An 18,926-nucleotide genomic window follows, 5' to 3' on the forward strand; every position below is an offset into this window, starting at 1 on the left:
TGCCACAGTCGCTGGCAGACAAGGGAAATCTCCCCCTCCGGATCACCTGGCGTATCCCCCGTAACGGGGGATACCTCACCCCTCGCGGTCGGTAGACATACGGGAATCCGCAGCCGTCACCGAGAGGAGGCCCGGAGTGGATCTCTATACGCCCATCTTGGTGTTGGGGGTCATCGCGGGAGCGTTCGCGGTGGTTTCGGTGGTGATTGCGGTGGTGGTGGGGCCGCGGCGGTTTAATCGGGCCAAGTTGGAGGCCTATGAGTGTGGGATTGAGCCGGTGGCTGATGGGGTGGTGGGTCAGCGGTTTCCGATCAAGTACTACCTGACGGCGATGTTGTTCATCGTTTTCGATATCGAGATCGTGTTTTTGTATCCGTGGGCGGTGTCGTTTGCTGCGTTGGGCACGTTTGCGCTGGTGGAGATGCTGATTTTCATGGCGACGGTGTTTGTGGCGTATGGGTATGTGTGGCGGCGGGGCGGGCTGGAATGGGATTAGAGGAGCAGCTGCCGGGCGGGATTTTGTTGTCGACGGTGGAGAAGGTGGCCGGGTTTGTTCGTAAGGGGTCGTTGTGGCCGGCGACCTTTGGGCTGGCGTGTTGTGCGATCGAGATGATGGCGACGGCGGGTCCGCGTTTTGATATTGCCCGGTTTGGGATGGAGCGGTTCTCGGCGACGCCACGGCAGGCCGATTTGATGATCGTGGCTGGGCGGGTGAGTCAGAAGATGGCTCCGGTGTTGCGGCAGGTTTATGACCAGATGGCCGAGCCGAAGTGGGTGTTGGCGATGGGGGTGTGTGCCTCCAGTGGGGGGATGTTCAATAACTATGCGGTGGTCCAGGGGGTGGACCATGTGGTGCCGGTGGATATTTATCTGCCGGGTTGTCCGCCGCGGCCGGAGATGTTGTTGCATGCGATCTTGGCTCTGCACGCCAAGATCGCGCAGATGCCGTTGGGTGTGCACCGCGCCGAGGTGATCGCTGCCGCCGAGCAGGCGGCCCTGGCCGCGCCAACCACCCTCGAACTCAAAGGCCTGCTGCGGTGACCGGCGGGCGGGAGCAGGGACCGGGAAATGGGTCCGGCGACGTGTCGGGGTATGGCCGGCTGGCGCGGCGGAAACCCAAGTGGGGAAACAGCATCCGGCCTTACGGCGGCTATTTCGACGACGTGGTCGACCGGCTCGGGCTCACCCTCGGTGAGTCGTTCGGTTCTGCGGTGGAACGCGTCGCCGTCCACGCCGGGCAGCTCACCCTCCACGTGGTGCGGGATTTCCTCGTCGTCGTCGCCGGTGCGCTGCGTGACGATCCGTTGTTGCGGTTCGAGTTGTGCTGTGGGGTTTCGGGTGTGCACTACCCGCTGGATTCGGGCCGGGAGTTGCACGCCTTCTACCCCCTGATGTCGATCACCCATAACCGGCGTATCCATCTGGAGGTGGCCTGCCCGGATGCCGATCCCCATATCCCGTCTGTGTTTTCGGTGTATCCGACGTGTGACTGGCATGAACGCGAGACCTACGACTTCTTTGGCATCGTCTTCGATGGCCACCCCGGGCTGACCCGCATCGAGATGCCCGACGACTGGGTGGGCCACCCACAACGCAAGGACTATCCACTCGGTGGAGTGTCCGTCGACTTCCAGGGCGCCCAGATCCCCCCACCCGACGAACGCAGGGCTTACCACTGATGACTCAGTACATCGACGACGGGGACCGCGTGGTCGTCCTGGGCGGACAGGACTGGGACGAGCTGGTGGCCGCGGCGCGCCAGGGCGACGCCGGTGAGCGGATCGTGGTCAACATGGGCCCCCAGCATCCGTCCACCCACGGGGTGCTGCGGCTGATCCTCGAGATCGAGGGCGAGACGGTGATCGAAGCCCGATGTGGCATCGGCTATCTGCACACCGGGATCGAGAAGAACCTGGAGTACCGGAACTGGACGCAGGCTGTGACGTTCGTGACCCGGATGGACTATCTGTCGCCGTTCTTCAACGAGACCGCGTATTGCCTTGGGGTGGAACGACTTCTGGGTATCACCGACGACATCCCGCAGCGGGCGTCGGTGATCCGGGTCATGCTGATGGAGCTCAACCGGATCTCCTCACATCTGGTGGCGCTGGCCACCGGCGGCATGGAGCTGGGTGCGATGTCACCGATGTTCTTCGGTTTCCGCGACCGCGACCTGATCCTGTCGTTCTTCGAGGCCGTCACCGGCCTGCGGATGAACAACGCCTACATCCGCCCCGGCGGGGTGGCCGCCGATCTGCCCGAGGACGGCCCGGCACGGCTCGAGGAACTTCTGCAGATACTGCCCGGCCACCTCGACGAACTCGGTGACCTGCTGACCGAGAGCTACATCTGGAAGGCGCGTACCCAGGGCATCGGCTATCTGGATCTGACCGGCTGCATGGCGCTGGGTATCACCGGCCCGGTGCTGCGCGCGACCGGTCTGCCGCACGATCTGCGCAAAACCCAGCCGTATTGCGGTTACGAGACATACGACTTCGACGTCATCACCGACACCGGTGCCGACTGCTACGGCCGCTACCTGATCCGGGTCAAGGAGATGTACCAATCCCTGCGCATCGTCGAACAGTGCCTGCAACGTCTGGAGCCGGGCCCGGTGATGATCGAGGACAAGAAGCTGGCCTGGCCGGCCGATCTGAAGCTGGGCCCCGACGGGCTGGGCAACTCCCCGGCGCACATCGCCAAGATCATGGGCACCTCGATGGAGGGGCTGATCCACCACTTCAAACTCGTCACCGAAGGCTTCCGGGTGCCGGCCGGGCAGGTCTATATCGCAGTCGAAAGTCCCCGCGGGGAACTGGGGGTGCACATGGTCTCCGACGGCGGTACCCGTCCCTACCGGGTGCACTACCGCGACCCGTCGTTCACGAATCTCCAAGCGGTCGCGGCGATGTGCGAAGGAGGCATGGTCGCCGACGTCATCGCCGCGGTGGCCTCGATCGACCCGGTCATGGGCGGCGTGGATAGGTGAGAGACAGATGAGCATCGATCTCGTGTTGGGCCCTCGGCCCGAAGAGCCCGGCCCGCCGATCGGCGGTCGGGATTCCTACCCGGCCGATACCACCCAGCGACTGGCCACCGATGCTGCCCTCATTATCGGCCGCTACCCCCAGCCGCGCTCGGCGCTGCTGCCGCTGCTGCACCTGGCCCAATCCCAGGACGGCTACCTGACTACCGCCGGCATCCGCTTCTGCGCTACCCAACTGGGCCTCAGCGAGGCCGAGGTGACGGCGGTGGCCACCTTCTACTCCATGTACCGGCGTACCCCCACCGGCGAGTACCTGGTCGGGGTGTGCACGAACACGCTCTGCGCGGTCATGGGCGGTGACGCCATCCTGGAAACTCTCCAACGCGAATTGGCCATCCCTGCCGGGCACACCACCAGCGACGGGCGCATCACCCTAGAGCACATCGAGTGCAACGCCGCCTGCGACTACGCCCCGGTCATCATGGTCAACTGGGAGTTCTTCGACAACCAAACCACCACCACCGCAGCCGATCTCGTCGCCACTCTCCGTAGCGGCGAACCACCCCAACCCACCCGCGGCGCCCGACTGTGCCCCTTCCGCCAGACCGCGCGCACCTTAGCCGGACTCGCCCCCACCCAGCAGGAGGAGGTTTGAGATGACGTTGACCCGAGTGCTCACCCGCCACTGGGATGAACCGCAGTCGTGGACCTTGGCGGCATACCTACGCCACGACGGCTATCAGGCTCTCGCCAAGGCGCTGACCATGTCTCCTCTCGATGTCATCGCGACGGTGAAGGAGTCCGGTCTGCGCGGGCGCGGGGGAGCGGGCTTCCCGACCGGGGCGAAGTGGTCGTTCATCCCTCAGGATGACGACAAGCCGCATTATCTGGTGGTCAATGCCGATGAGTCCGAACCCGGCACCTGTAAAGACGTTCCGTTGATGTATGCGACACCGCACGCGCTCGTCGAAGGCGCGATCATCGCGGCGTATGCGATTCGGGCCCGGCATGCGTTCGTCTATGTGCGTGGTGAGGTGGTGCCGGTGTTGCGGCGGTTGCAGAACGCGGTGGCCGAGGCCTACGAGGCGGGCTACCTGGGCACCGACATCCTGGGCTCGGGTTTCGATCTGGATCTGATTGTGCACGCCGGGGCGGGTGCCTACATCTGCGGTGAGGAGACCGCACTGCTGGATTCCCTGGAGGGCCGTCGGGGCCAGCCCCGGCTGCGGCCGCCCTTCCCCGCGGTCGCTGGCCTCTACGCCTGCCCCACCGTGGTCAACAACGTCGAATCCATCGCGACGGTGCCCCACATCCTGCGCGACGGCGTCGGTTGGTTCACCTCATTGGGCACCGAGAAGTCACCCGGTTTCACGATCTACTCGCTGTCGGGGCATGTCAGGCGGCCCGGCCAGTACGAGGCGCCGTTGGGGATTACGTTGCGGGAGCTGCTGGGCTATGCCGGGGGTGTTCGGGCCGGTCATGAGTTGAAGTTCTGGACCCCGGGTGGGTCATCGACACCGTTGCTGACGGCCGAACACCTTGACGTGCCGTTGGATTACGAGGGGATGGCCTCGGTGGGCTCGATGTTGGGCACCAAGGCGTTGCAGATCTTCGACGAGACCACCTGCGTGGTGCGGGCGGTGCGGCGCTGGACCCAGTTCTACGCCCACGAGTCGTGCGGCAAATGCACCCCCTGCCGCGAGGGCACCTACTGGCTGACCCAGATCTACGCCGATCTGGAGGACGGCAGCGCCACCCACGCGGATCTGCACAACCTTGTCGACATCGCGGACACGCTCAACGGAAAGTCGTTCTGTGCGTTGGGTGATGGTGCGGCCTCGCCGATCATCTCCTCGGTCAGGTACTTCCGGGCCGAGTACGAGGCGCACCTGGGGGGCGGTTGTCCGTTCGACCCGTACGCCTCGATGCTGGCTGCGCCGCAGGGGGTGGGAGCGTGACGCAGACCTCGGATACCGCTACCCAGGACGCGCCGCCGGTGGAGTTGGTCACCGTGGTCATCGACGATGTCGAGGTCGCTGTTCCCAAGGGCACGTTGGTGATCCGGGCCGCCGAGCTGAGGGGTGTGCAGATTCCCCGCTTCTGTGATCATCCGCTGCTGGATCCGGTGGGGGCGTGTCGGCAGTGTCTGGTCGAGGTGGAGGGCCAGCGCAAGCCGATGGCGTCGTGCACCACCACGGTCAGCGAGGGCATGGTGGTGCGCACCCAGTTCACCTCCGCGGCTGCCGACAAGGCCCAGCACGGGGTGATGGAACTGCTGCTGATCAACCATCCACTGGACTGCCCGGTCTGTGACAAGGGCGGGGAATGCCCGCTACAGAACCAGGCAATGACCAGTGGGCGCACCGAAAGTCGATTCGACAAGGCGAAGCGGACCTACCCGAAGCCCATCCCGCTGTCTACGGAGCTCCTGCTGGACCGGGAACGGTGTGTGTTGTGCGCGCGGTGCACCCGGTTCTCTGAGCAGATCGCCGGCGATCCGTTCATCGCGTTGGTGGAGCGGGGTGCGCTGCAGCAGGTGGGCATCGCCACCGGCGAGGCGTTCGACTCCTACTTCAGCGGCAACACCGTCCAGATCTGTCCGGTGGGCGCCCTGACCGGTACGGCGTGCCGTTTCCGGGCCCGCCCCTTCGACCTGGTCTCCAGCCCCAGCGTGTGTGAGCACTGCGCGTCGGGGTGCGCCCAACGCACCGACCACCGCCGCGGCGTCGTGTTGCGCCGCCTAGCCGGGGACGATCCCGAGGTCAACGAGGAGTGGAACTGCGACAAGGGCCGCTGGGCCTTCACCTACAGCAGGGTCGGCGACCGGATCGAAACGCCACTGGTGCGCGACGACAGCGGGGTGCTGCGTCCGGCCTCGTGGTCGGAAGCGATCGGGGTGGCCGCAGCCGGACTGACCGCCGGCCGAACCGGGGTGCTGGTGGGCGGACGCAGCACCACCGAGGATGCCTACGCCTACGCCAAGTTCGCCCGAATGGTGCTGGGCACCAACGATATCGATATGCGCTGTCGCCCGCACTCGGTGGAGGAACAGCAGTTTCTGGGCGCTTGGGTGGCGGGCCGCGGGGATGTCAGTTATGCGGAGCTGGAGGCCGCGCCTCTTGTCGTGCTGGCCGGCTTCGAGCCGGAAGAAGAATCGCCAATCGTGTTCCTGCGGTTGCGTAAGGCGGTCCGCAAACGGGGCCTGAAGGTGGTGACGATAGCGCCACTGGCCTCGCGCGGCTCGGTTAAGTTGGCGGCCCGGGTCATACCCACCGCACCCGGCGACGAGGCCGCCGCCCTCGACGCGCTGGCCACCGATCTGCCGCCCGGGGCGATCGTCCTCCTCGGTGAGCGGCTGGCCACCAGCCCCGGCGCGCTCTCGGCTGCAAGTCGGCTGGCCGACCGTAGCGGGGCCCGGCTGGCCTGGATACCGCGCCGCGCCGGCGAACGAGGCGCTCTCGACGCCGGCTGCCTGCCCAACCTGCTGCCCGGCGGGCGACCGGTCCAGCACGCACGGGCCCGTGAGCAGGTCGAACGTGTCTGGGGGACAACAGCAATCCCCAGCACCCCAGGTTTGGCGTGCACAGAGATGCTGTCGGCGGGCCTCGATTCACTTCTCATCGGCGGGGTCGATCCGGCCGACCTGCCCGACCCACACACCGCACTGGCCGCCATCGAAGCGGCCGGGTTCGTGGTCAGCCTCGAAATCCGTCGCAGCACGGTGACCGACCGCGCCGATGTCGTGTTCCCGGTGGCGACTGTGGCGGAGAAGGCGGGTTCATTCGTCAATTGGGAAGGACGGATACGGGCGTTCGGTGCGGCCCTGGCCAGCAGCTACGACCCCGACCACCGGATCCTGCACACCCTCGCCGGCCGGATGGGCGTCGATCTCGGCACACCCGATATCGACGCGGTGCGGGCCGAGTTGGCCCGGCTCGGCGCGTGGGATGGGGCCCGCCCACCCATCGATGATCACCCACCGACGCTGCCCCACGGGCTCGCACCGGGTCACGCCGTGTTGGCCGGGTGGCGGTTGTTGTTGGATGAGGGCCGGTTGCAGGATGGTGAGCCGTTTTTGGCGGGGACGGCGCGGGTGCCGGTGGTGCGGTTGTCGGCGGCGACCGCGGCGGTGATCGGTGTGGGTGAGGGTGAGTTGGTCAGTGTGTCCAGTGAGCGGGGTGCGATCACGTTGGCGTTGGCGATCACCGAGATGCCCGACGGGGTGGTCTGGTTGGCGTTGAAGTCTCCCGGTAGCGCGGTGCATGAGGCGTTGGCGGTGACCACGGGCGCGGTGGTGCAGATCGAGCGGGGGGACACGCCGTGAGCTATCCCGACATGACGGTGTTCGGCCACGACCCGTGGTGGCTCATCGGGGCCAAAGCGGTGGCGATCTTCGTGTTCTTGCTGTTGACGGTGCTGGTGGCGATCCTGGCCGAACGAAAAATCCTGGGCCGCATGCAAATGCGATACGGCCCCAACCGGGTCGGCCCGTTCGGGCTGCTGCAGTCCCTGGCCGACGGCATCAAGCTGGCGTTGAAGGAAGGCCTGATCCCGGCCGGGGTGGACAAACCCATCTATCTGCTGGCACCGATTATCTCGGTGATCCCGGCGATCACCGCGTTCGCGGTGATCCCGATGGGCCCGGTGGTCTCGGTGTTCGGGCACCCGAGCCCGCTGCAGCTGACCGACCTTCCCGTGGCGGTGCTCTACATCCTGGCCGTCACCTCCATCGGGGTATACGGCATCGTGCTGGCCGGCTGGTCCTCGGGCTCGACCTATCCGCTACTGGGCGGCCTGCGCTCCAGCGCCCAGGTGATCTCCTACGAAATCGCCATGGCACTGTCGTTCGCGGCGGTGTTCCTCTACGCCGGCACCATGTCCACCTCGGGAATCGTGGCCGCCCAGGACAAGACCTGGTACGTGTTCCTGCTGCTACCCAGTTTCGCGGTGTATGTGACCGCGATGGTCGGGGAAACCAACCGCGCCCCCTTCGATCTGCCCGAGGCCGAAGGCGAATTGGTCGGCGGGTTCCACACCGAGTACAGCTCGCTGACGTTTGCGATGTTCATGCTCGCCGAATACGTCAACATGACCACCGTGTCGGCCCTGGCCACCACCTTGTTCCTGGGCGGCTGGCACGCCCCCCTGCCGATCAGCCTGATACCCGCAGCCAACAGCGGATGGTGGCCCCTGATCTGGTTCGTGGCCAAGGTCTGGACCTTCCTGTTCGTCTTCATGTGGCTGCGCGCCACCCTGCCCCGCATGCGCTACGACCAATTCATGGCACTGGGCTGGAAACTACTCATCCCCATCTCCCTGATCTGGATCATGATCACCGCCACCCTGCACGCCACCGGCCACACCAGCACCACCGCCAACCTCATCGCCGCCACCGGCCTCCTGCTCGCCGTCCGAACCGTCATGAGGGTTGCCCGACGCCGACGGGCGGATCAATCTGTCTCGGCCGCAGCCGAATTCGATCCCATGGCTGGCGGATTCCCGGTGCCGCCCCTACCCGGGCAGCGGATCGCCGAGGTGTGGGTGACCGCCGAGAGCGCCTCGGTCCCCGTCCGGAACGGAAAGCACGTCTACGACACAGTCGTTATCGCAACGAAGGGGAGCAGCGATGGCCACGTTCTTTGATGCCGTGGCCGGTTTCGGCGTCACCTTCGGCACGATGTTCAAGAAGCCGATCACCGAGGAGTACCCGGAGAAGCCGGGGCCGGTCGCGCCGCGCTACCACGGTCGCCATCAACTCAACCGCTATCCCGACGGGCTGGAAAAGTGCATCGGCTGCGAGCTATGCGCATGGGCCTGCCCCGCCGATGCCATCTACGTCGAAGGCGCCGACAACACCGACTCCGAACGGTTCTCGCCCGGGGAACGCTACGGGCGGGTCTACCAAATCAACTACCTACGCTGCATCGGCTGCGGACTGTGCATCGAAGCCTGCCCCACCCGCGCCCTGACGATGACCAACATCTACGAACTCGCCGACGACAACCGCGCCGACCTCATCTACGGCAAAGACAAGCTGCTCGCCCCGCTCCAACCACACATGCAAGCACCGCCGCACGCCATGGCCCCCGGCACCACCGACGACGACTACTACCTCGGGCACGTGAAGGAGCGCAACCCTTGACCGTTCTTCTGTTCTGGATCCTCGCGCCGCTCACCGTTGCCGCGGCGATCGGTGTGGTCGTGGCATCCAAGGCCGTCTATTCGGCCATCTTCCTGGCCGCCGCGATGATTAACCTTGCCGTGCTGTATCTCGCGCAGGACGCGCCGTTTCTCGGCGTCGTGCAGATCGTGGTGTACGCCGGCGCGGTGATGATGCTGTTCCTGTTCGTGTTGATGTTCGTCGGGGTCGACTCGGCCGACGCGATCGTCGACACGCTACGCGGGCACCGGCTCATTGCCGCGGTGACCGGTCTTGGCTTCGGCGGGTTGCTGATCGCCGGAATCGGAAGGGCGGCGACAACAGGCGCTGCTTCGACGGGCCGCTCGGCAAGCCTCGCCTCCGAAGGCAATGTGCAGGGCTTGGCCATGCTGATCTTCACCCGGTACGTGTGGGCGTTCGAGCTGACCAGCGCGCTGCTGATCACCGCGGCGTTGGGGGCGATGGTGCTGGCGCATCGGGAGCGCGTGGGGCGGCGGAAGTCTCAGCGGGAGTTGATGATCGAACGGTTCCGTACCGGTGGCCGGGCAACTCCGCTGCCGAATCCCGGGGTGTATGCCCGCCATAACGCGGTCAACACACCTGCCCGGCTGCCGGACGGGAGGCATTGCGACCTGTCGATCAGTCGCACGCTCCAGCGTGACGGTACGGTCCTGACCCTGTTGGTCGCCATGGATGAGGAGCGAGCCAATGAGTCCGGATAACTATCTGTATTTGTCGGTGTTGTTGTTCACGATTGGTGCGGCGGGGGTGTTGGTGCGGCGCAACGCGATCGTGATGTTCATGTGTGTGGAGTTGATGTTGAATGCCTGCAATTTGGCGTTTGTGACGTTCTCGCGGATGCACGGCCATCTCGATGGTCAGGTGGTGGCGTTCTTCACGATGGTGGTCGCCGCCTGCGAGGTGGTGGTCGGTTTGGCGATCATCATGACGATTTTCCGGACCCGACGCAGCGCCAACGTCGACGACGCCCGCCTGCTGCGGCATTGACATGCAGACACTGCTCGGGTTGACCATCGCCCTGCCGTTGGCCGGGGCAGTCGTGTTGCTGCTGGGCGGGCGCCGGACGAACGCGTGGGGGCATCTGCTGGGGTGCGCGACCGTGGTCGGCGCCTTCGCCTGCGCGGTGGCGCTGTTCATCCACCTCCTCGGTCTGCCGGGCGAGGACCGCAGCGTGGGTGAGGTGCTGTTCTCCTGGGTCCCCGTCGGGGTGCTGCGGGTGGACTTCGGCCTGCACCTGGATGCGCTGTCGATCTGTTTCGTGCTGTTGATCACCGGGGTGGGTGCGCTGATCCACCTCTACTCGATCGGCTACATGGCCCACGACCCGGCGCGGCGGCGCTTCTTTGCCTACCTCAACCTGTTCGTGGCGGCGATGCTGCTGCTGGTGCTGGCCGACAACTACCTCGGTTTGTATATGGGCTGGGAAGGTGTCGGTTTGGCGTCCTATCTGCTGATCGGGTTCTGGTCCCACAAACCCAGCGCGGCCGCCGCGGCCAAGAAAGCCTTCATCGTCAACCGGGTCGGCGACATGGGGTTGGCGATCGCGGTGATGGTGCTGTTCGCCACCATCGGCTCGGTCACGTTCAGCACGGTGTTCGCCGCGGTGCCCGCCATGGGTCAGGCCACCCTGACCGCGGTCGGTCTGCTGCTGCTGCTCGGGGCGTGCGGCAAAAGCGCCCAGGTGCCGTTGCAGTCCTGGCTCGGCGACGCCATGGAAGGCCCCACCCCGGTCTCGGCCTTGATCCACGCCGCCACCATGGTCACCGCCGGGGTCTATCTGATCGTGCGCTCCGGGCCGATCTTCACCGCCGCACCCACCGCCCAAACCGCCGTCGTGACCGTCGGCGCGATCACCCTGCTGTTCGGGGCGATCATCGGCTGCGCCAAGGACGACATCAAAAAAGCCCTGGCCGCCTCCACCATGTCCCAGATCGGCTACATGGTGCTCGCCGCGGGCCTGGGCCCGGCCGGCTATGCGGTAGCCATCATGCACCTACTCACCCACGGCTTCTTCAAAGCCGGCCTATTCCTCGGCGCCGGCTCGGTCATGCACGCCATGGACGAGGAAACCGACATGCGCCGCTACGGCGAACTACGCAAAGCCCTGCCCATCACCTTCGTCACCTTCGGGCTGGGTTATCTGGCCATCATCGGAGTACCGCCCTTCTCCGGGTTCTTCTCCAAAGACGCCATCATCGAAACCGCCCTCAACACCGGCGGACTCCAAGGCTGGCTCCTGGGCGGGGCCGCCCTGCTCGGCGCCGGCATCACCGCCTTCTACATGACCCGCGTCATGCTGCTCACCTTCTTCGGCCACGCCCGCTGGAAGCCCGACACCCACCCCCACGAATCCCCGCACGTGATGACCTGGCCGATGATCGTCCTGGCCATCGGCTCGGTCTGCGCCGGCGCACTCCTGGCCATCGGCCACACCCTGCAGAACTGGCTGGAACCCGTCGTCGGCAACCACGAAACCGAACACACCACCCCCGCCTGGGCCATGACCACCACCACACTCGGCATCATCGCCATCGGAATCGCCATCGCAGTGCGGATGTATATGCATCGTCCCGTCAATCCGGTTGCTTCGGAATGGGTTTCACTGGTCACGGTGGCAGCACGCTCGGACCTCTACGGTGACGCCTTCAATGAGGCCGCCTTCATGCGCGGTGGCCAGGCGTTGAGCCGCACCCTGGTCACCATCGAGCGGCGGGGGATCGACGGCACGATCGAAGCCATCGCGACGCTGGTCGGCCTGCTGTCCACGGCGGTGCGTCGTGCCCAGAACGGGTTCGCCCGCTCCTACGCCCTATCGATCTTCGTCGGTGCCACGCTGGTGGTCGCGATGCTGGTGATGGTGAGGCTGCGATGAATCACCTTCCGTGGCTCAGCCTGATGTGGCTGCTGCCCCTGGCCGGGGCCGGGGTGATCGCGCTCCTGCCGACGGGCTCCGGCAGGCAGGTCAAATACACCGGGCTCGCATTCTCGGTGTCGGTGCTGGTCGTCGCCATTGTGGTCGCGATTCGGTTCGATCCCCGAGGCCAGCAATTCCAGTTCGTCGAAAAACACTCCTGGATACCGACATTCGGCACCAGCTACATCCTTGGGCTCGACGGCATCGCCCTGGTCCTGGTGGTCCTCACCGCGGTGCTGGTACCCCTGCTACTCGTCGCCGGCTGGAACGACGCCGAAGAGGGCTCCCGCTCCACCCACGCCTACGTCGCGCTGACACTCGCCGTGGAGGCGACGGTCCTGCTATCGCTGGCCGCCCTGGACATCCTGCTGTTCTTCATCCTCTTCGAGGCAATGCTGATCCCGATGTACTTCCTCATCGGCGGGTTTGGGGCGGCCGGCGCCGTCAAATCCCGGGCCGCACTGAAGTTTCTGGTATACAGCCTGTGCGGCGGTCTGGCTATGCTGGCCGCCGTCATCGGCCTCTACGTGATCACCGCCCGCAGTGAGGTGTTCGGCGGCGGCACATTTGACTTCCGGGTCATCGCCGACGCCGTCGCCACGGGGACATTCACCGCGAACCCCGTTGTCGCCCATGTCCTGTTCCTCGGGTTTATGGTGGCCTTCGCGGTGAAGGCGCCCTTGTGGCCCTTTCACACGTGGTTGCCCGGCGCGGCCGTCGAGGCTACCCCGGCGTCGGCGGTGTTGATGATGGCGGTGATGGACAAGGTCGGCACCTTCGGCATGCTGCGCTACTGCCTGCCGCTGTTCCCGGATTCGGCAATCCTGTTCCGCCCGATCATCATCGCACTAGCCGTGATCGGCATCGTCTACGGCGCCGTCCTGGCCATCGGCCAAACCGATGTCATGCGGCTGATCGCCTACACCTCGATCAGCCACTTCGGCTTCATCATCCTGGGCATCTTCGCCATGACCAGCCAGGGCCAGGCCGGCTCGACGCTGTACATGGTCAACCACGGCATCTCCACCGCAGCCCTGTTCCTAATCGCCGGGTTCCTGGTCAGCCGCCGCGGCACCCGGCTCATCACCGCCTACGGCGGAGTGCAAACGGTCGCCCCGGTACTGGCCGGGACCTTCCTCGTCGCGGGGCTGGCGACACTCGCGCTGCCCGGGCTGGCCCCGTTTGTCAGTGAATTCCTGGTCCTCATCGGTACTTTCACCCGCTATCCGGCCTTCGCCGTCGTTGCCTCGGTGGCGCTGGTGCTCTCGGCGGTCTACGTGTTGTGGCTCTACCAGCGGATGATGACCGGCCCGGTAGCCGACGGCAACGAGAACGTCCGCGATCTGGGCCGCCGCGAACTCGTCGTGGTCGCCCCGCTGATCGCCCTGCTGATCGCGCTCGGGGTGTACCCCAAGATCGCCCTCGACGTCATCAACCCCGCCGTCACGGCCACCCTGACCTCGATCCACCAGCCAGACCCAGCCCCCACCGTCGCCGAAGGGGCACGGCCATGACGACGCCCAGCATCGAATACAGCCAGCTGGCACCGATGTTGATCGTCTTCGGTGCGGCGGTGGCCGGCGTCCTCGTCGAGGCCTTCCTGCCCCGCAAGTCCCGCTACCCCACCCAGGTGGCACTGAGCCTGGCCGGTCTGGCGGCCGCCCTGCTCGCCGTCATCGTGATGTGGGGCACCGGGGGGCCGGCGGTTTCCGGTGCCGTCATCTCCGACGGCCCGGCCGCATTCCTGCAGGCCGTCATCCTGGTTGTCGGTACCGGGGCGATCGCGCTCGTGGCCGAACGCGAGGACGGCGGGCGCTCACCGGCCCTCGCGGCGCAAGCGTCGACCGTACCGGGAAGCGTGGCCGAGAAGATCGCCACCAAAGCGGCACTCGGGCAAACCGAGGTCTTCCCGCTGACGCTGTTCGCCGTCGGCGGCATGATGCTCTTCCCCGCCGCCGGCGACCTGCTGACCATGTTCATCGCCCTGGAGGTCTTCTCCCTGCCGCTCTACCTGATGTGCGGACTGGCCCGCCGCCGACGCCTGCTCTCCCACGAAGCGGCACTGAAATACTTTCTGCTGGGCGCATTTTCCTCGGCGATTTTCCTCTACGGCATCGCCCTGCTCTACGGCTACGCCGGCACCCTGAGCCTGACCGGGATCGCGACCGCCATCCGCGCCGGCGCCGCCAACACCACCCTGGCGCTGACCGGCGCCGGCCTCGTCACCGTCGGCGTCCTCTTCAAAGTCGGGGCCGTCCCCTTTCACTCCTGGATCCCCGACGTCTACCAAGGGGCCCCCACCCCGATCACCGCCTTCATGGCCGCTGCCACCAAAGTGGCGGCCTTCGGCGCCATGCTGCGCATCCTCTACGTCGCACTACCCGGCCTCAACCACGACTGGCGACCGGTGCTGTCGGTGGTCGCGATGGTGACCATGCTCGGGGGAGCGGTGCTGGCGGTCGCCCAGACCGACGTGAAGAGGCTCCTTGGGTATTCCGCTGTCGCGCAAGCCGGTTTCCTCCTGACCGGTGTCGTCGCCGGGGGTGGTGCGGGCCTGTCGGCGACGTTGTTCTACCTGGCGACCTACGCGTTGACCACCCTGGGTGCCTTCGCCGTGGTGAGCCTGGTCTGCGGCCCGGCCGGTGACGAGGAGACCAGCATCGCCAATTGGGCTGGCCTGGGGCGGCGGCACCCCCTGACCGCCATGGTGTTCTCCTTGTTCCTGCTTGCGCTGGCGGGCATCCCACTGACCAGCGGCTTCATCGGCAAGTTCGCCGTGTTCGCCGCGGCGGCGCACAGCGACCAGATCATGTTGGTGCTCGTCGGTGTGATCGCCAGCGCCGTCACCGCTTTCGTCTATGCCCGGGTTGTCGTGCTGATGTACTCCCGCGATATGCCCCCGCAGAGCGCGGTTGTCCGCACACCGGGCCGGCTGACCCGGGCCGCCATCGTCGTCGGGGCGGCTGCCACCGTGGCGTTCGGAACCATGCCCGCACCACTGTTGGAGCTCACCCACCGCGCCGGTGGGTTTCTCGGCTGAATCAGCGGACCGCCAGCTCAGCCCTGCGCCGCTCGAACAGCCGCAACACCATGGGCGTGAAAATCAGCTGCATCGCCAGGTCCATCTTGCCGCCCGGGCACACGATGGTGTTCGCCCGCGACATGAACGAGTCGTGCAACATTGACAGCAAGTACGGGAAGTCGATCCCGTGCGGATCGCGGAACCGAATGATCACCATCGACTCGTCGGCGGTCGGGATCGACCGGGTGATGAACGGATTGGACGTATCCACCATGGGCACCCGCTGGAAGTTGACGTCAGTGTAGGAGAACTGCGAGCAGATGTAGTTCACGTAGTCCGGCATCCGGCGCAGGATGGTGTCGGTCACCGCCTCCGAGGTGTAGCCCCGGGAGACCTTGTCGCGGTGCAGCTTCTGAATCCACTCCAGATTGATCACCGGAACCACCCCGATCTTAAGATCGGCATAACGCGGCACGTCGACATCCTCGGTCACGATCGCCCCGTGCAGCCCTTCGTAGAAGAGCATGTCGGTGTCGTCGGGCAACACCTCCCACGGTGTGAAGGTGCCCGGTTCCTGGTTGTACGGCGCGGCTTCGGTGGCATCGTGTAAGTACTTGCGCACCTTGCCGGTTCCGGTCTCGCCGTAGGAGCAGAACAGGTCCTGCAACTCGGTGAACAGGTTGGCCTCGGGGCCGAAGTGGCTGAAGGTGTGGTCACCGCGAGCGTAGGCATCGGCGATCTGCACCTTCATTTCCGCCCGGTCAAAGCGATGGAAGCTGTCACCCTCGACGTAGGCGACATTGACGCCCTCCCGGCGGAAGATCTGATCGAAGGTGCGCATCACGGAGGTCGTGCCCGCCCCCGAAGAACCGGTCACCGAGATGATCGGATGCAGACGAGACATCGGTTCTCCTCCCTAACCCACCGAAGACCGGAACAGGCCGCGAACGCCATAGAGCGGCAATGCATCCGGTGGGTCATTGCTGTCGGTGTGGTAAGCCTCGATGCGCCGCACCTCCTGCGCGGCCCCGAAGATCAACGGAACCCGCTGATGCAGTGCGGCGGGGGTGACGTCCAACAAGCGGCCGCGACCGGTACTGGCCAGCCCGCCGGCTTGTTCGACGAGGAAGGCGATCGGGTTGGCCTCGTAGAGCAGCCGCAACCGGCCCGGCTTGGACGGGTCTTTCGAATCGCGCGGGTAGAGGAACACCCCGCCGCGGGTCAGGATGCGGTGGGTTTCGGCGACCAGTGACGCCACCCAGCGCATATTGAAGTCCTTGGCGCGTGGACCCGTCTGGCCGGCCTGGCATTCGTCGATGTAGCGCTGCACCGCAGGCTCCCAGAACCGGCGGTTGGACGCGTTGATCGCGAATTCCGACGTGTGTTCGGGGATCCGGATCGACTGGCGGCTCAGGAAGAACTCCCCGAGACCGGGATCGAGCGTGAACGCATGCACGCCGGTGCCCACGGTGAGCACCAACATGGTGGAGGGACCGTAGATCGCATAGCCGGCGCAGACCTGCTCGGTGCCGGGCTGCAGGAAGTCCTGCGGTGTCGCATCGGCGCCGGGACTTGGCGCCCGAAGGATCGAAAAGATACTGCCGACCGAGACATTCACGTCGATGTTGGATGAGCCGTCGAGCGGATCGAAGATCAGCAGGTACTTGCCGCGAGGGTGCTGGATCGGCAGGGGGTACGGGTCGTCGATCTCCTCGGAGACCATCCCGGCCACCTGCCCGCCCCATTCGCAGGCCCGCAGGAAGTACTCGTTGGCCAGTACGTCCAGCTTCTGCTGCACCTCACCCTGGACGTTGACCACGTCGGCAGAACCCAGGACACCACCGAGTTCGCCCTGGGCGACTCGGTTGGAGATCGCCTTGCAGGCAAGGGCCACATCGAGAATCAGCGCGTTGAGTTCCCCGCTGGCATCGGGGTGGCGGCGACGCTCCTCGATGAGGAACCGCACCAGCGTCGTGTGGTTGGCAAGCATGACCTCAACTCCTCCCGACCGATCCGGGTGCATGGCATAGCCCACGACGTCCGGTCGCTTCGATGGTCGCGGGCGCAGGGCTGCCGACCATCCCCCGGGCGGGTGGCCCGGTGGGGGGACGGCGGGCATTGCCGGTGACGGTGCCGCCCACCGCGCCTACCGTGCACCTCATGACAGTGCCCGTGACCGTGCTGGTGTACAGCGACAACCGTGCGACCCGCCAGAGCGTGATTGCGGCGCTGGGACGCCGACCCGCCGCGGATCTAGCCGAGTTCGACTACCTCGAGGTGGCCACGCACCCGATGTTGGTGCAGCACATGGACGCCGGTGGTGTCGACGCGGCGATCCTCGACGGTGAGGCCGCCCCGGCCGGCGGGCTGGGTCTGGCCCGCCAACTCAAGGACGAACTCGACGGGTGTCCGCCGGTAGTCGTGTTGACCGGACGGCCCGCCGACGGCTGGTTGGCCCGCTGGTCGCGGGCCGAGGCGGCGGTGCCCCACCCGGTCGATCCCGCGGCGTTGACCGAGGCGGTCGTGCGGGTGCTGCGACCACGCCTGGCGGGCAGGACGATTCAGACCGGATGACTGTCTACGGTGCGCCGTCGTCGAAGGGGTGACGCGCCACCGGCGGCTCGTGGGCGGCGTCGGCGGAGGCGTGGGCCGACCATGCGGTGCCTTCGCAAACCAGATCGTGGGGCAGCGGGATCGTGTCGGGCAGCAGCGACGCGCCGGGAACCGCGTCGACGAGTGCCTGCACCGGAATCGGCGGCGCCAGCGCGGCGGTGTCCGGCAGCGTGGTGAGTGCGGTGGGGACCACCGGCACCGGTGCGCCCAGCGGAACCGCGGCTGGCGGCACCACCACGGGGACCGCCGCCGGCGGCGCACCGACGGGGACGGCGGCCGCCGAGTCGACGACCGGAGCTGCCGCGGGAACCGCGGCGGCGTCCGGGACCGGCGCGGCCGCATCCGCCGGCAGCGCGGCCGCATCCGCCGGCAGCGCGGCGGCGGCGGGTTCGGCAGCGACTACGGCCGCTGATGCCTCCGGAGCGACCGGCGCGGGTGCCGGTTCCGGTGCCGGGGGAGCGGCCGGTGCGACCGGCGGTGTCGCGGCGGTGTCGACCACGGGTGCGGCCTCGGGTGCCGGAACCGCCACCGGCGGGGCCGGTGAAATCTCTGCCACCGGAGTCACATCGGTCGCGGGGACAGGCGCCGGCGCGGCGGGCACCTCCGGCACCGGCGCCGGAGCGGCGACCGGTGCCGGGGCGGCGACCGGTGCCGCCACCGGCGCGGCGGCAGAAGGTGGGGCCGGTGCCGCCGCGGGCAGCGCGGCGGGTGCCGGTGCCGGAATGGCGGGCATGGCCACCGGGGCGGCGGCAGGCAGCGGTGCCGGTGCCGGAACGACGGGTGCCGGTGCCGGAACGACGGGTGCCGGCAGGGCTGCCACCGGGACGATGGGCACCGCGGCCGGGACGACGGGCACGGCGGCCGGGGCAGCCGGAGCCAGTGCACTGTCGGTCACCGGTGCCGCTGTGACGGGCATCGCGGCCGCGGGTGCGGGGGCGACCGGTGCGGAGTCGGGCAGGACCGTACCGATCGCCGTAGTGGCACCTCCGAGGGCGTCGGGCAGAGCCGTCGGCGAGGAGGCGAACTGTTCGATCAGGTCCGCGCACGGAACACCCGGGCTGACCGACGGCTCGGCGCCGGCGAGCGGACTGAAGGCAATGCCGGACAACACCATCGCTGCGGTACCGACCGACAGGACCGTCGCGCGGCCGAACTTCGGTGACACGCTTCCCCGCCCCCCGCGATCTTGATTAGTCAACACGACCGTATC

Annotated in this window: 18 protein-coding genes; 15 read left to right on the forward strand and 3 right to left on the reverse strand. The window is 66.8% G+C overall.

The features are described 5' to 3' along the window. Positions 1-136 precede the first annotated feature (136 nt). From ADBZ9K_RS16125 to nuoN, 14 genes are read left to right on the forward strand one after another with little or no spacing between them, the layout of a single operon-like run. On the forward strand, positions 137-496 hold the full coding sequence (locus ADBZ9K_RS16125; RefSeq protein ID WP_526622126.1) for an NADH-quinone oxidoreductase subunit A: 360 nt from the start codon (positions 137-139) through the stop codon (positions 494-496). Further along, positions 487-1,041, forward strand: a complete 555-nt coding sequence (locus tag ADBZ9K_RS16130; RefSeq protein ID WP_526622128.1) for an NADH-quinone oxidoreductase subunit B — start codon at positions 487-489, stop codon at positions 1,039-1,041. Before ADBZ9K_RS16125 ends, ADBZ9K_RS16130 begins: the two co-directional genes overlap by 10 nt. Next, positions 1,038-1,679, forward strand: coding sequence for an NADH-quinone oxidoreductase subunit C (locus ADBZ9K_RS16135; RefSeq protein WP_526622130.1), 642 nt, complete (start codon positions 1,038-1,040; stop codon positions 1,677-1,679). The genes ADBZ9K_RS16130 and ADBZ9K_RS16135 overlap by 4 nt, the downstream gene beginning before the upstream one ends. Then, positions 1,679-2,989: an NADH dehydrogenase (quinone) subunit D gene (gene nuoD / locus ADBZ9K_RS16140; protein WP_526622132.1), complete on the forward strand. Its 1,311-nt coding sequence runs from the start codon at positions 1,679-1,681 to the stop codon at positions 2,987-2,989. Before ADBZ9K_RS16135 ends, nuoD begins: the two co-directional genes overlap by 1 nt. Positions 2,990-2,996: 7 nt before the next feature. Further along, positions 2,997-3,641, forward strand: coding sequence for an NADH-quinone oxidoreductase subunit NuoE (gene nuoE, locus ADBZ9K_RS16145; protein WP_526622133.1), 645 nt, complete (start codon positions 2,997-2,999; stop codon positions 3,639-3,641). 1 nt (position 3,642) lies between these two features. After that, positions 3,643-4,944 carry an NADH-quinone oxidoreductase subunit NuoF gene (gene nuoF, locus ADBZ9K_RS16150; protein ID WP_526622135.1) on the forward strand — a complete coding sequence of 434 codons (1,302 nt, stop codon included), beginning with the start codon at positions 3,643-3,645 and terminating at the stop codon, positions 4,942-4,944. Then, entirely contained in the window at positions 4,941-7,310 is a 2,370-nt protein-coding gene (locus ADBZ9K_RS16155) for an NADH-quinone oxidoreductase subunit G (protein ID WP_526622137.1), read from the forward strand. Before nuoF ends, ADBZ9K_RS16155 begins: the two co-directional genes overlap by 4 nt. An 11-nt stretch (positions 7,311-7,321) precedes the next feature. Continuing rightward, positions 7,322-8,629, forward strand: coding sequence for an NADH-quinone oxidoreductase subunit NuoH (gene nuoH / locus ADBZ9K_RS16160; RefSeq protein WP_526622703.1), 1,308 nt, complete (start codon positions 7,322-7,324; stop codon positions 8,627-8,629). Next, positions 8,613-9,128 (forward strand): NADH-quinone oxidoreductase subunit NuoI, encoded by a 516-nt coding sequence (gene nuoI / locus ADBZ9K_RS16165; RefSeq protein ID WP_526622139.1) that lies wholly within the window; start codon positions 8,613-8,615, stop codon positions 9,126-9,128. Before nuoH ends, nuoI begins: the two co-directional genes overlap by 17 nt. Next, positions 9,125-9,868 (forward strand): NADH-quinone oxidoreductase subunit J, encoded by a 744-nt coding sequence (locus tag ADBZ9K_RS16170; RefSeq protein WP_526622141.1) that lies wholly within the window; start codon positions 9,125-9,127, stop codon positions 9,866-9,868. The genes nuoI and ADBZ9K_RS16170 overlap by 4 nt, the downstream gene beginning before the upstream one ends. Then, the gene (gene nuoK, locus ADBZ9K_RS16175) at positions 9,855-10,154 is read left to right on the forward strand and encodes an NADH-quinone oxidoreductase subunit NuoK (RefSeq protein ID WP_526622143.1); all 300 of its coding nucleotides are present in this window, start codon (positions 9,855-9,857) and stop codon (positions 10,152-10,154) included. The genes ADBZ9K_RS16170 and nuoK overlap by 14 nt, the downstream gene beginning before the upstream one ends. 1 nt (position 10,155) lies before the next feature. After that, positions 10,156-12,039: an NADH-quinone oxidoreductase subunit L gene (gene nuoL, locus ADBZ9K_RS16180; protein ID WP_526622145.1), complete on the forward strand. Its 1,884-nt coding sequence runs from the start codon at positions 10,156-10,158 to the stop codon at positions 12,037-12,039. Beyond that, positions 12,036-13,595, forward strand: a complete 1,560-nt coding sequence (locus ADBZ9K_RS16185; protein WP_526622146.1) for an NADH-quinone oxidoreductase subunit M — start codon at positions 12,036-12,038, stop codon at positions 13,593-13,595. The genes nuoL and ADBZ9K_RS16185 overlap by 4 nt, the downstream gene beginning before the upstream one ends. Continuing rightward, on the forward strand, positions 13,592-15,121 hold the full coding sequence (nuoN, locus tag ADBZ9K_RS16190) for an NADH-quinone oxidoreductase subunit NuoN (protein WP_526622148.1): 1,530 nt from the start codon (positions 13,592-13,594) through the stop codon (positions 15,119-15,121). The genes ADBZ9K_RS16185 and nuoN overlap by 4 nt, the downstream gene beginning before the upstream one ends. Before the next feature lies 1 nt (position 15,122). On the opposite strand, the gene ADBZ9K_RS16195 is transcribed toward nuoN, so the two are convergent. Continuing rightward, positions 15,123-16,007: a phosphoribulokinase gene (locus ADBZ9K_RS16195; protein ID WP_526622149.1), complete on the reverse strand. Its 885-nt coding sequence runs from the start codon at positions 16,005-16,007 to the stop codon at positions 15,123-15,125. Between the two features lie 12 nt (positions 16,008-16,019). Then, positions 16,020-17,093, reverse strand: coding sequence for a class 1 fructose-bisphosphatase (locus ADBZ9K_RS16200; protein ID WP_526622151.1), 1,074 nt, complete (start codon positions 17,091-17,093; stop codon positions 16,020-16,022). A 170-nt stretch (positions 17,094-17,263) separates the two neighbouring features. Between ADBZ9K_RS16200 and ADBZ9K_RS16205 the strand changes: the two genes are divergently transcribed. Next, positions 17,264-17,677: a hypothetical protein gene (locus ADBZ9K_RS16205; RefSeq protein ID WP_526622153.1), complete on the forward strand. Its 414-nt coding sequence runs from the start codon at positions 17,264-17,266 to the stop codon at positions 17,675-17,677. Between the two features lie 4 nt (positions 17,678-17,681). Here the strand turns inward: ADBZ9K_RS16205 and ADBZ9K_RS16210 are convergent, their stop codons facing one another. Further along, entirely contained in the window at positions 17,682-18,881 is a 1,200-nt protein-coding gene (locus ADBZ9K_RS16210) for a hypothetical protein (RefSeq protein ID WP_526622154.1), read from the reverse strand. Positions 18,882-18,926 lie beyond the last annotated feature (45 nt).

Source organism: Mycobacterium sp. (assembly GCF_965229265.1).
Taxonomy (GTDB): Bacteria; Actinomycetota; Actinomycetes; order Mycobacteriales; family Mycobacteriaceae; genus Mycobacterium.